10 protein-coding genes are annotated in these 11,911 nt (G+C 61.3%); 9 read left to right on the top strand and 1 reads right to left on the bottom strand.

Features of this window, described 5'->3' with window-relative positions:
- Nucleotides 1-172: 172 nt before the first annotated feature.
- The 4 genes from CLH62_RS09345 to CLH62_RS09330 are packed head-to-tail and all read left to right on the top strand — an operon-like array spanning nucleotide 173 to nucleotide 5,941.
- Entirely contained in the window at nucleotides 173-1,012 is an 840-nt protein-coding gene (locus CLH62_RS09345) for a (Fe-S)-binding protein (RefSeq protein WP_099617896.1), read from the top strand.
- Nucleotides 1,009-2,460 (top strand): LutB/LldF family L-lactate oxidation iron-sulfur protein, encoded by a 1,452-nt coding sequence (locus CLH62_RS09340; RefSeq protein ID WP_099617895.1) that lies wholly within the window; start codon nucleotides 1,009-1,011, stop codon nucleotides 2,458-2,460. Before CLH62_RS09345 ends, CLH62_RS09340 begins: the two co-directional genes overlap by 4 nt.
- Nucleotides 2,457-3,128 carry a LutC/YkgG family protein gene (locus CLH62_RS09335; RefSeq protein ID WP_099617894.1) on the top strand — a complete coding sequence of 224 codons (672 nt, stop codon included), beginning with the start codon at nucleotides 2,457-2,459 and terminating at the stop codon, nucleotides 3,126-3,128. Before CLH62_RS09340 ends, CLH62_RS09335 begins: the two co-directional genes overlap by 4 nt.
- Nucleotides 3,125-5,941 (top strand): FAD-binding and (Fe-S)-binding domain-containing protein, encoded by a 2,817-nt coding sequence (locus CLH62_RS09330; protein ID WP_099617893.1) that lies wholly within the window; start codon nucleotides 3,125-3,127, stop codon nucleotides 5,939-5,941. Before CLH62_RS09335 ends, CLH62_RS09330 begins: the two co-directional genes overlap by 4 nt.
- A 3-nt stretch (nucleotides 5,942-5,944) precedes the next feature.
- On the opposite strand, the gene nfsA is transcribed toward CLH62_RS09330, so the two are convergent.
- Nucleotides 5,945-6,682, bottom strand: coding sequence for an oxygen-insensitive NADPH nitroreductase (gene nfsA, locus CLH62_RS09325; protein WP_099617892.1), 738 nt, complete (start codon nucleotides 6,680-6,682; stop codon nucleotides 5,945-5,947).
- 162 nt (nucleotides 6,683-6,844) lie between these two features.
- Between nfsA and CLH62_RS09320 the strand changes: the two genes are divergently transcribed.
- The 5 genes from CLH62_RS09320 to CLH62_RS09300 are packed head-to-tail and all read left to right on the top strand — an operon-like array spanning nucleotide 6,845 to nucleotide 11,865.
- Nucleotides 6,845-7,645 carry an SDR family NAD(P)-dependent oxidoreductase gene (locus CLH62_RS09320; protein ID WP_099617891.1) on the top strand — a complete coding sequence of 267 codons (801 nt, stop codon included), beginning with the start codon at nucleotides 6,845-6,847 and terminating at the stop codon, nucleotides 7,643-7,645.
- Nucleotides 7,646-7,655: 10 nt separating this feature from the next.
- A complete protein-coding gene (locus CLH62_RS09315) occupies nucleotides 7,656-8,861 on the top strand; it encodes an acyl-CoA dehydrogenase family protein (protein ID WP_099617890.1) in 1,206 nt (401 codons plus the stop codon).
- Entirely contained in the window at nucleotides 8,861-9,886 is a 1,026-nt protein-coding gene (locus tag CLH62_RS09310) for a phosphotransferase family protein (protein WP_099617889.1), read from the top strand. The genes CLH62_RS09315 and CLH62_RS09310 overlap by 1 nt, the downstream gene beginning before the upstream one ends.
- Nucleotides 9,883-10,248, top strand: a complete 366-nt coding sequence (locus CLH62_RS09305) for a DUF6285 domain-containing protein (RefSeq protein ID WP_099617888.1) — start codon at nucleotides 9,883-9,885, stop codon at nucleotides 10,246-10,248. Before CLH62_RS09310 ends, CLH62_RS09305 begins: the two co-directional genes overlap by 4 nt.
- Nucleotides 10,249-10,251: 3 nt before the next feature.
- Nucleotides 10,252-11,865 carry a long-chain-fatty-acid--CoA ligase gene (locus CLH62_RS09300; RefSeq protein ID WP_099617887.1) on the top strand — a complete coding sequence of 538 codons (1,614 nt, stop codon included), beginning with the start codon at nucleotides 10,252-10,254 and terminating at the stop codon, nucleotides 11,863-11,865.
- Nucleotides 11,866-11,911 lie beyond the last annotated feature (46 nt).

Here is an 11,911-nt window from a genome sequence, read left to right as displayed (position 1 = left end):
CCCCATCCGGCTACCAAGTCTTGACCTTAAATTCCCTGTATTACGACTGATGTCGTAGATAAATCCTTTGACAGCAGCGGGTGCTCTCAAATACTTTATAAAGTATTTGATGTCAATTGGTCTTACCAATTTATATAGCCCGCAGTCTGGAGTTCTACAGAGGCGTTAGTTAATGAGTGAACTGTTTTACGATGCCGCGCCGAATGCGACCCGCGTTGCGCCCGAGAGAGAGACCGATCGCCATTACCCGGATAAACCAGAGGCGGTCACGCTGTTTGGTACCTGCGTGGTGGACCTGTTCTTCCCGGAAGCGGGGCTGGACGCCATTCGCCTGCTGGAGCGGGAAGGTATCAGGGTGAATTTTCCACAGGCACAGAGCTGTTGCGGCCAACCCGCCTGGACCTCCGGTTACCGGAACGAAGCCCGGGCAGTGGCCCGCGCCCAGCTGGAAGTTCTGGACCGGCCAGGACTTCCGGTGGTGGTGCCCTCCGGCTCGTGCGCCGGCATGTTCCGGCATCATTACCGGGCGCTCTTTGCCGATGAGCCAGATACTCTGAAGCGGGTTGAAGCCCTTGCCGAGCGCACCTTCGAATTGACCGAATTCCTGCTTAAGGTCTGCCGGGTTCAGCTGTCCGATCAGGGCGAACCGAGTCAAATTGCCCTGCACACCTCCTGCTCCGCGCGTCGGGAGATGAACACCCACCTGCATGCCCGGGAGCTTTTGGGGCAATTGGACAAGGTGGAACGGGTGGACCATGACCATGAGAGCGAATGCTGTGGCTTCGGTGGCACCTTCTCGGTGCGGATGCCGGAAGTCTCCGGTGCCATGGTGAACGATAAAACCCGGTCACTGATCGATTCCGGGGCTGTCGAAATGGTTACCGCCGATGGCGGCTGTCTGATGAACATTAACGGCTCCCTGGAAAAACAGCGCGAGGCCTTTCGGGGCCGGCATCTGGCCAGCTTTCTCTGGGAGCGGATCAATGGCAGCGCTGCCGGGGAGGTCGCATGAGCCAGCGAATTCCGGCGACCGAACTGTCCGCCAATTTTCGGGGCCGCGCCGGGGAAGCGCTTGCCGACGGACAACTGAGCAGTAATTTCCGCACGGCGATGGATTCGCTGATGCAGAAGCGCGCCAACGCCTTCCCGGACGCCGACGAACGGGAAGGCTTGCGGGAGCTGGGTAACCGGATCAAGGCCCGTTCGCTCTCGAAGCTGCCGGATCTGCTGGAACAGCTGGAACAGAAGCTCACGGAAAACGGAGTGAAAGTTCACTGGGCAGAGACCGTCGAGGAGGCCAACACTCTGGTCCACAACATCATCGAGGCCCGGAAAGGGCGCCAGGTGGTGAAAGGCAAATCCATGGTCAGTGAAGAAATGGAGATGAACGACTACCTGGCGGAGCGGGGCATCGAATGCCTGGAATCCGACATGGGGGAGTACATCGTTCAGCTGGACGGTGAGAAACCCTCCCACATCATCATGCCCGCCATCCACAAGAACGCCCGTCAGGTATCAAAGCTGTTCCATGACAAGCTCGGCGAGCCGGAGACCGAAGATGTCAATCAGCTGATCCAGGTCGGCCGTCGGACTCTTCGGCAGAAATTCATGGAAGCGGATGTCGGTGTTTCCGGAGTGAACTTTGCCATCGCCGAAACCGGCACCTTGCTGTTGGTGGAGAACGAGGGCAACGGGCGGATGAGCACCACGGTGCCACCGGTTCACATTGCAGTGACGGGTATTGAAAAGGTGGTGGCGAACCTCCGGGATGTGGTGCCCCTGGTATCGCTGCTGACCCGCTCTGCCCTGGGCCAGCCCATCACTACCTATGTGAACCTGATTTCGGGCCCCCGCCAGCCGGACGAACTGGACGGACCGGAAGAGGTGCATCTGGTACTGCTGGATAATGGCCGCAGCGGAGCCTTTGCCGATGCCCAGATGCGCCAGACCCTCAACTGTATCCGCTGCGGCGCCTGTATGAACCATTGCCCGGTGTATACCCGCGTAGGCGGGCACACTTATGGTGAAGTCTATCCCGGCCCCATTGGCAAGATCATCACACCGCACATGGCGGGACTGCATAACGTGCCGGATCATCCGAGCGCCTCTTCCCTGTGCGGTGCCTGCGGCGACGTGTGCCCGGTGAAAATTCCGATCCCCGAGTTGTTGCAGCGCCTGCGCCAGGAAAATGTAAAGAACCCTGAAGAGCCGCAGCTGGTAAAGGGTGGCGGCGCCAAGTTTTCCCGAAAGGAACGGTGGATCTGGCGGAGCTGGCAGATGCTCAATACCCGCCCGGGGCTCTACCGGCTTTTCCTGTGGGCAGCAACCCGAATGCGCGCCTTGGCGCCGAGCAATGTCGGCCCCTGGACCGAGAATCACAGTGCCCCGGTTCCGGCCCGACGGTCCCTGCACGATCTGGCCGCGGCCCATCTAGACTCGAGTGGAGAAACGTCATCATGAGCGCCCGCGCGAACATCCTTGGAAAACTGCGGCGCAGCCTCGAAGGCACTATGCCGCGGCCCGATGAATTTAACGAGCGCCTGGTGACCGAACCCTGGTGGTATGCACCCGAAGACCGGATTGCGCGCCTGCGCAGCCTGATGGAAGCCGTCCATACCGAAGTGCACCCGTGCAGTTCCGGCAACTGGCCAGCGCTTGTGGCAGATCTGTTGGCCCGACGGAATCTCACCAACCTGCTGTGCGCCCCCGGCACCGACCATGGCCGGGAGCTGCATCAGCATGTTGGGGCCACCGAACAGCGGGTCAATTTGCTGGCCTATGATCAGCCGGTGGAGGCCTGGAAGGAAGAATTGTTCTGGAACGTGGATGCCAGCCTGACTGGCACCCTTGGCGCCATTGCGGCCACCGGTTCCCTGGTGCTGTGGCCTGATCGCCAGGAGCCGCGGCTTATGAGCCTGGTTCCGCCGGTCCATATCGCCCTGCTCAACGCCAGTGAGATTCATGACAATCTCTATGACATGATGGTAGCGCAGAACTGGGCGGCGGGGCTGCCCACCAATGTCTTGCTGGTGTCCGGCCCGTCCAAGACCGCGGATATCGAACAAGTGCTGGCCTATGGTGCCCACGGTCCCCGTGAGCTCATCGTGCTGGTTCTGGAGGATGCATGAGTTTTTCTTCAGCGGTGCTGGCGGAGATCCGGCAACGGATTCCGGACAATCGGGTTTTTGATGACCCGGTTTCCACCCTCGCGTTTGGTACGGACGCCAGCTTTTACCGGCTGATTCCCAGGGTCGTGGTACGCGTTCAGGATGAAGGTGAGGTCGTCGACCTGCTGGCACTGGCGCGCAAGCATCAAGTGCCGGTTACCTTTCGGGCGGCTGGCACCAGCCTTTCCGGGCAGGCAATCAGCGACTCGATTCTGATTGTCCTGGGCGACCAGTGGAATGGCCACGAGATTCGCGACAACGGCCGGCAGATTCGTTTGCAGCCGGGTGTCATTGGCGCCCAGGCCAACGCCTGGCTGGCGCCCCGGGGCTACAAGATCGGCCCGGACCCGGCGTCCATCAATGCCTGCAAAATTGGTGGCATCGTTGCCAACAATGCCAGTGGCATGTGTTGCGGCACCGCCCAGAACAGCTACCACACCCTCGCCGGCATGCGCCTGGTGCTGGTGGATGGAGCTGTCGTGGACACCGAAAATGCCGCGAGCGTGGCGGCCTTCCGCAACAGCCACGGTGAGTTGCTGGCGGCCCTGAAAAAACTGGCCATCAACACCCGGAACAATCGGGAGCTGGCAGACCGAATTCGCCACAAGTACCGCCTTAAAAACACCACCGGCCTGTCGCTCAACTCACTGGTCGATTTCTCCGACCCGCTGGAGATACTGACTCACCTGATGGTCGGCTCGGAGGGCATTCTGGGTTTTGTCAGCGCGGTCACCTACAACACCGTGCCTGAGTATCCGGACAAGGCCACTGCTTTGCTGGTGTTCCGGGATGTTGAAACGTGCTGCCGGGCGGCCTCTGTCCTGAAGACACAGCCGGTGGCAGCGGTGGAACTGCTGGACCGCCGTAGCCTCCGTTCGGTGCAGGACAAGCCCGGCCTGCCGGACTGGATTCATGGTTTGTCCGAAGGCGCCTGTGCGCTGCTGGTGGAAAGCCGTGCTCCCGGCCCCGATGTACTGGAGGAGCAATTGGCCCACATCCGTGAGGCACTGGCGGGCTTCCCACTGGAGCAGCAGGTGGATTTCACCCGGGATGCCGGGGTTTCCGGCCAGCTCTGGGCAATCCGCAAGGGCACCTTTCCGGCGGTGGGCGCGGTTCGACCCAACGGCACTACGGTCATTATCGAGGACGTCACCTTCCCCATTGATCAGCTTGCCGAAGGCGTTACCCGGCTTCAGCAGCTGTTTGTGAAGCACGGCTACAACGATGCCATCATCTTTGGCCATGCCCTTGAGGGCAACCTGCACTTCGTTTTCCCTCAAGGCTTTGGCGACCCGGCCGAGGTGGCCCGCTACGAGGCCTTTATGGCGGATGTGGCCCAGCTGGTGGCGGTGGAGTTTGGTGGTTCCCTGAAGGCCGAGCACGGCACCGGCCGCAACATGGCGCCGTTTGTGGAGCTGGAGTGGGGCCACGAGGCCTGGCAGCTGATGTGGCGGATCAAGCGCCTGCTGGACCCGGACAACCTGCTCAATCCCGATGTGGTGCTCTCGGAAGACCCCCGGATTCACCTGAAAAACCTCAAACCCCTGCCCGAAGCGGATCCGCTGGTGGATAAATGCATCGAGTGCGGATTCTGCGAGCCGGTGTGTCCCTCTGAAGGGCTTACCCTGTCTCCGCGCCAGCGCATCGTGATCTGGAGAGATATTCAGGCCCGTCGGCGTGCCGGCGAGGACACCCGTGAACTGGAAAAGTCCTGGCAGTACCACGGTCTGGATACCTGCGCTGCTACCGGTCTTTGTGCCCAGCGTTGCCCGGTGGGCATCAACACGGGAGATCTGGTTCGTAAGCTGCGAAGTGAAAAGGCCTCTGGACAGGCTGTGGCCAACCAACTGGCCAGACATTTTTCGGCGGCCCTTAAAGCGACCCGGTTTGTGCTGGCCGGTGCTTCAGGTGTGGAGCGGCTTCTGGGCGCGCCACTTCTGACCCGTCTCAGCGCCGGGGTACGCAAGGTGTCCGGTGACCGGGTGGCCCAGTGGGATCCGAGCATGCCCCAGCCAGTGCGATTTGTAATGCCGGTGCCCGGGTCCGCAGATGACCGCCGGCCCCGGGTGGTGTACCTGCCAGCCTGTGTGTCACGCACCATGGGCCCGGCCCGGGGCGACAAGGCCCAGGACTCGTTGATGGCGGTTACCAGAAGGCTGCTGGAGAAGGGTGGGTATCAGGTGGTCTTTCCGGACACCCCTGATAGCCTTTGCTGCGGCCAGCCGTTTGCCTCCAAGGGCTACCCGGAGCAGGCCGCCGGTAAAAAGGACGAGCTGATTGGTGCGTTGCTGCGTGCAAGCCGTAACGGGGTGGATCCGGTCTACTGCGACACCAGCCCGTGCACGCTTCAGATCCGGGAGGCGGCGGCCGAGGCCGGCCTGGCGTTGTTTGATCCGGTGAAGTTCATCCGGGAGCACCTGCTGGAGCGCCTTGCCTTCGAGCCGGAGCAAACGCCGCTGGCGGTGCACGTAACCTGCAGCACCCAGCACCTGGGTGAAGCGGAGGGGCTGATCGACATCGCCCGGCGTTGCAGCACGAAAGTGGTTGTACCCGAGGGTATTCACTGCTGCGGCTTTGCCGGTGACAAGGGCTTCAATGTGCCGGAGCTTAATGCCCACGCACTGCGCACCCTGCCGGAACAGACCGCTGGTTGTGCGGAAGGAATATCCACCAGCCGTACCTGCGAGATTGGCCTCAGCCGGCACAGCGGGCTGGATTACCACGGCCTGGTGTACCTGGTGGATCGGGTTACCAGTGCCCGCGCAACGCTGTAGCGTTTATTTCATCTCGAAGCCGCGTTTGCGCAGGAACTCGCGCATGTGCGGCCGCAGTTTGGTGGTGAACAGCGGCGCCAGTTCCTTGGACCAGCTGGATTCCTTGTTGCCACCCGTACGCTCCAGGTAGTACTGATGCATGGTGTCGTCAAAGGCGGCGACCTGGGTCTCGTCCTCGCGGTCGTCGTAGAAGTCTTCCTTGAGGATGCTGGCCAGCGGCAGCCGGGGCTTCACCTCCGGATCCTGGTCTGGGTACCCCAGACTCATGCCAAACACCGGGTAGACGTGTTCCGGCAGTTTCAGAATCTCAGCCACTTCCGCCGGGTTGTTCCGGATGCCTCCCACATAGCACAGACCCAGCCCTTCCGATTCTGCCGCAACGGCAACGTTCTGGGCCATCAGGGCCGCATCGACACTGGCGACAACAAGTTGTTCCGTCATGCCCCGCACAACCTCGGCCCCGGCCCGTTCGGCGGCTTCTGTGGAGCGCTTCATGTCGGCGCAGAACACCAGGAAATCAGAGGCTTCGGCGACATGGGCCTGGCCACCGGCCAGTTCAGCAATTTTTCGCCGATTCTCCGGGCTTACCACGTGAATCACCGAGTAGGCCTGCACATGGTTTGACGTGGCGGCGCACTGGCCGGCACTGATCAACTCCTCCAGCAGCTTCCGGGGGATTTTCCGGTCGGTGAACTTGCGGATGGAGCGGTGGGATTTCAAAAGTTCGATGGTCGGATTCATGGAGTCTCTCTTGAATACATTTCGGATAGCATGCGGTAAGCGGCCCGGAATGCCAAATCCCGGAAGATTCGCTCCGTCTTGACGAATTCATGTTTCCGATTTTAATTTCTTACTTGAATATTTCGAGCGCTCGTTCTATTTTTGGAGTCCGGAGGTCGAGATATGAACAATTCCAATAACACGAACCTTGGCAATACAAGCTGGTCCCTGCGCCTTGATGGCAAGACTGCACTGGTTACCGGAGCCGCCGGTGGCCTGGGCCACAGCTTCACCCGATGTCTGCTTGAGGCCGGTGCAACGGTCATTGTCAGTGGTCGCCGTCGCGAAGCACTGGAGTCCCTCAAGAGTGAGTTTGCCGAGCACGCCGATCGGATCCATGTCGTCACCATGGATGTCACCGACGAGGCCAGCGTCACTCAAGCATATGACACCATGGCGGAGGACATCGCCATCCCGGATGTGGTGGTTTCCAATGCCGGCGTTGCAACCAGCAAGAAGGCCCTGGACCTGACCGGTTCGGATTGGGACCGCGTGATCGACACCAATCTCAAGGGCTGCTGGCTGGTGTGCAATGAGGCCGCTCGTCGCCTCTCCGCGATCAACCAGGGCGGCAGCATCATCATGATTTCTTCCATCCTTGGTCATCGCGTGGCCGGCAACGTGGCGCCCTATGCCGCCGCCAAGGCCGGTGTCGAGCAGCTGACCCGTGCCCTTGCGCTGGAATGGGCCCGATACGGTATCCGCGTCAATGCACTGGCACCGGGTTACATCGAAACCGACCTTAACCGTGATTTCTTTGCCAGTGAACCTGGCCAGAAAATGATTCGCCGCATTCCCCAGCGTCGTCTGGGACAAGCTGATGATCTGAGTGGTCCGTTGCTGCTTCTGGCTTCAGGGCTTTCCGACTATATGACCGGCAGCACCCTCGTGGTGGATGGCGGCCATCTTCAATCCTCGCTGTAAGGAGTGGGCTGTGGACTTCAATCTGAACCCAAGGAACGAGTCTTATCGAAAACGCATCCGGGATTTTGTGGAACAGGAACTGTTGCCACTGGAGCAGAACCCGCAGGCATATGACGAGCATGAGAACATTGCGCTCGACCATCTTGAGCAGATGCGTGCCAAGGCAAAACAGCAGGGCCTGTGGTGCCTGCAGATTCCTGAGAATCTGGGTGGCCAGGGGCTCGATATCTCCGGAATGGCGGCCTGCTACGAGGAAATGAACCGCTCGATTTTCGGACCTGTGGTGTTCAATTCCGCGGCGCCGGACGATGGCAACATGATTGTTCTGGCGAAGGTGGCGACCAAGGCCCAGCAGGAGCGCTGGCTCAAGCCCATCGTTGAGGGCAAGGTCAGTTCATCGTTTGTCATGACCGAACCACCCCCCGGCTGCGGTTCGGATCCCGGCATGATGCAGACCACTGCAACGCGCAAGGGCGACCGGTGGGTCATCCACGGCCACAAGCACTACATTACCGGCGCCGCCGAAGCATCCCACTTCATCCTGATTGCCCGTACGTCTGACGACACCCGCAAAGGCCTGAGCGCCTTCCTGTTCCACAAGGATGATCCGGGCTGGGAGATCCTCCGGCGGATTCCGATCATGGGGCCGGAAGAGCACGGAGGCCATTGCGAGCTCCGGTTCGATGGCCTGGAAATCCCGGACGAGAACCGGTTGATGGAGGTCGGTGACGGCCTCAAGGTCACCCAGATCCGTCTGGGTACGGCCCGGCTTACCCACTGCATGCGCTGGCTCGGCCTGGCCCGCCGCTCTCTGGAAATTGCCACCGAGTATGTCGACACCCGGGAATCCTTCGGTCAAACCCTGTCCCAGCGCGAAGGTGTGCAGTGGCTGCTGGGCGAGGCGGCGATGGAGATCCAGATCGGCCGGCTGCTGACCATGCACGCCGCCTGGAAGCTGGACCAGGGTGACTTCGCCCGCAAGGAAGTTTCCATGGCCAAGGTAGCGGTGGCCGACACCCTGCACAAAGCGGTGGATACGGCCATTCAGCTGTGCGGTGCCCGGGGATATTCCAAGGATACCCCGCTTGAGTGGATCTACCGGTATGCCCGCCAGGCGCGCCTGGTCGATGGCGCCTCGGAAATACACAAGATGGTGTTCTCGAAGACCCTGCTGGCGGAGCGTGCAGACTTCTGGCACTGGGGAGTCAAGGCCTGATGTCTGCACTTGCCGACATCTTCAGCTCTTTCATTGCCGGACAAACCGGTGCCCGGAGTGCCCGGGTTATCGATTTCGACAAGCTCTCCGGAGGCGCCATCCAGGACAACTTCGGGTTGACCCTGGAGCTGGAGGGCGGCAGCCGGCCGGGTCGGCAGGAATTTGTGGTCCGGCAGGACGCACCCTCGGGAGTGGCGGAGAGCCTGTCCAGACCGGAGGAATTCCGGGTTCTTCAGGTTGCGTTCAAGGCCGGGGTTACGGTCCCGGAACCGCTCTGGCTATGCGAGGACTCTGAGGTCAGTGGGCAGGTGTTCTACGTCATGACCCGGGCGGCGGGGAGCGCGTCTCCCCGCAAACTGGTCAAGGCGGATTTTTCCGAAGACCAGCGTCGGAACCTTGTGCGCCGATTGGGTGCCGAGCTCGCCAGGTTGCACACCGTGCGGCCCCCTCAGGCGACGCTGGAATTCCTGGCGTTACCCGATCCGGGCAATCCGGCCCTGAGCCGCGTAGCGCTGTATCGGCGCTACCTGAAAGAAATCGGTGAACCCCATCCGGTGCTGGAGTGGGCTCTGAACTGGCTCGAGGACCGTGCTCCGGAGCCGGGCCCGACGGTGCTGTGCCACTGTGATTTCCGGACCGGCAACTACATGGTGGACGGTGACGAGCTGACCGCCGTCCTGGACTGGGAATTTGCCGCCTGGAGCGACCCCTGTGAGGACCTGGGCTGGCTCTGTTGTCGCAGCTGGCGGTTCGGGGGGGATGACCGGGAAGTCGGTGGGGTCGGCGACAAACAGGACCTTCTGGACGGTTACCGGGAAGCGAGTGGCATCGACCTTGATCCGGCGGCGGTGAGCTACTGGGAGATTATGGCCCTGGTGCGCTGGGCCCTGATTGCGCTGCAACAGGCGCGGCGGCACATGTCTGGAGAACAGCGCTCACTGGAGCTGGCACTGACCGGCCGCATGGTGGCCCAGATGGAATTCGACCTGCTGAACCAGATTCAGGAATTGGAGGATGGGCAATGATCAATCAACCGGGCACCCGTGATCTGCTTACCGAGGCCCGCCAGGTGTTGCTGGATTCGGTGGCCGCGGAGCTGACGGGGGAGCGCAAATATCAGGCCCTGATGGCTGCCAATGCCATGGGTATGGCAATCCGGGAGCTTGAACAGCGCGAGCAGGGCGAGCCGGCGCAAACCGACCGGACCGTGCGGGCGTTCCTGGCTGAGCGGTCCCTTGGTGACACTGCCGGTGAATCTGAGGCAGCCCTTGCTCAGGCTATTCGGGAGCGTCGTCTGGATGGAGCCGACCCGGCCCTGCGATCCGTGCTCCGGACTCTCACCGAGGCCCGGTTGCGGATCAATAACCCCGGCTTTCTGAAACGGTGAACCATGAATAAGTACAACAACCTCGACAAGACTGCTGCGAACCATTCTGCGCTGACACCGCTGAGTCTGCTTCAGCGCTCGGCGCAGGTCTACCCGGAAAAACGGGCAGTCATCGACGATGACCGGTCTCTGTCCTACCGGGAGCTCTACCAGCGTTGTCGCCAGATGGGCGATGCGCTTCGTCACCGGGGTATCAACCCCGGCGACACGGTGGCCATCCTGTGCCCGAACAGCCACGAGATGCTGGAATCCCACTACGCGGTGCCCATGGCCGGGGCCGTACTCAACTCTGTCAATATCCGCCTGGATGCGGCAACGCTTTCCTTCATTCTGGCCCATGGTGAAGCCCGGGTGTTGCTTTACGATACGCAGTGGGAAAACGAGGTACGGGCCGCCATCGCCGAGCTGGAGGTGTCGCCATTGTTGGTCGCCATCGAGCGCAAGGCGGGGGCGAGTGAGGGTCTGGCGGACCTGGATTACGAGAGTCTCCTGACCGAAGGCGATCCGGAGGCCTCCTGGCAACGTCCCTCCGATGAATGGGACGCCATCACTCTGAATTACACCTCCGGAACCACCGGCAATCCCAAAGGCGTGGTCTATCACCATCGCGGCGCTTACCTGGCGGCCATGACCAACGCCATGGTGTTCAATATGACCGCCGAGACCGTCTACCTGTGGACCCTGCCGATGTTCCACTGCAACGGCTGGGCCTATACCTGGGCGATCACCGCCGTGGGTGGCACCCACGTGTGCCTGCGGGAGGTAGACGCCATGGAAATCTACCGCCGGATCGAGGATTACGGTGTCACCCACATGTGCGGTGCGCCGATCGTGATGAACATGCTGCTGCAGGACCTGGGTCGCCAGGGCCTGACACTCTCGCGGCCCGCGCACTTTGCCCTGGGTGGCGCGGCGCCCCCCAGCAGCGTGATCCGCAAGGCAGAGGAGATCGGCTTCCAGATTACCCACCTTTATGGCCTGACCGAGACATTCGGGCCTTCGACACTGTGTGTGCCCCAGCCTGAATGGCAGCAATTGCCGCTGGAGGAACGGGCCGTAAAAATGTCCCGCCAGGGCGTTCCCACCCATGGCCTGGACGAGGTCGCGGTGCTGGATATTGTCAGCGGGGAGCCGGTACCCGCTGACGGCAAAACCATGGGCGAAATCTGTATCCGCGGCAATACCGTGATGAAGGGCTACCTGAAAAATGCAGAAGCCACCGGGAAGGCGTTCAGCCACGGCTGGTTCCACACCGGTGACCTCGCCGTCATGCACCCGGACCACTATGTTGAAATCCGGGACCGGGCCAAGGACGTGATCATCTCCGGTGGCGAGAACATCTCCAGCCTGGAAGTGGAGGAGGTTCTTTACCGGCACCCCAAAGTCTCCGAGGCGGCGGTGGTGGCAATGGCCGATGACAAATGGGGTGAAGTGCCCTGTGCCTTTGTCAATCCGGTCGACGACGGCGAGGAACTCACCCCCGAGGAGATTATTGATTTTTGTCGGCAGCACATGGCGCACTTCAAGGCGCCGCGCAAGGTGGTGCTTGGTGAACTGCCCAAGACCGCCACTGGCAAGATCCGCAAAAACATTCTCAGGGACTCCCTGTCACCATGACTGGGCTGTCCCGATGACTGGGCTGACCATGGTCAGCAGGAGGTTG

Origin of the sequence: Marinobacter guineae, from assembly GCF_002744735.1 — a bacterium.
GTDB classification, from domain to species: domain Bacteria; phylum Pseudomonadota; class Gammaproteobacteria; order Pseudomonadales; family Oleiphilaceae; genus Marinobacter; species Marinobacter guineae.
The sequence above is the reverse complement of the archived record's forward strand: the minus strand, read 5'-3'. Positions and strand labels throughout refer to the sequence as shown.

What these genes read in the sequence shown, in the direction of transcription:
- CLH62_RS09345 (WP_099617896.1), top strand. Translation starts at nt 173, where the DNA reads ATGAGTGAACTGTTTTACGATGCCGCGCCGAATGCGACCCGCGTTGCG.
- CLH62_RS09340 (WP_099617895.1), top strand. Translation starts at nt 1,009, where the DNA reads ATGAGCCAGCGAATTCCGGCGACCGAACTGTCCGCCAATTTTCGGGGC.
- CLH62_RS09335 (WP_099617894.1), top strand. Translation starts at nt 2,457, where the DNA reads ATGAGCGCCCGCGCGAACATCCTTGGAAAACTGCGGCGCAGCCTCGAA.
- CLH62_RS09330 (WP_099617893.1), top strand. Translation starts at nt 3,125, where the DNA reads ATGAGTTTTTCTTCAGCGGTGCTGGCGGAGATCCGGCAACGGATTCCG.
- nfsA (WP_099617892.1), bottom strand. Translation starts at nt 6,682, where the DNA reads ATGAATCCGACCATCGAACTTTTGAAATCCCACCGCTCCATCCGCAAG.
- CLH62_RS09320 (WP_099617891.1), top strand. Translation starts at nt 6,845, where the DNA reads ATGAACAATTCCAATAACACGAACCTTGGCAATACAAGCTGGTCCCTG.
- CLH62_RS09310 (WP_099617889.1), top strand. Translation starts at nt 8,861, where the DNA reads ATGTCTGCACTTGCCGACATCTTCAGCTCTTTCATTGCCGGACAAACC.
- CLH62_RS09305 (WP_099617888.1), top strand. Translation starts at nt 9,883, where the DNA reads ATGATCAATCAACCGGGCACCCGTGATCTGCTTACCGAGGCCCGCCAG.
- CLH62_RS09300 (WP_099617887.1), top strand. Translation starts at nt 10,252, where the DNA reads ATGAATAAGTACAACAACCTCGACAAGACTGCTGCGAACCATTCTGCG.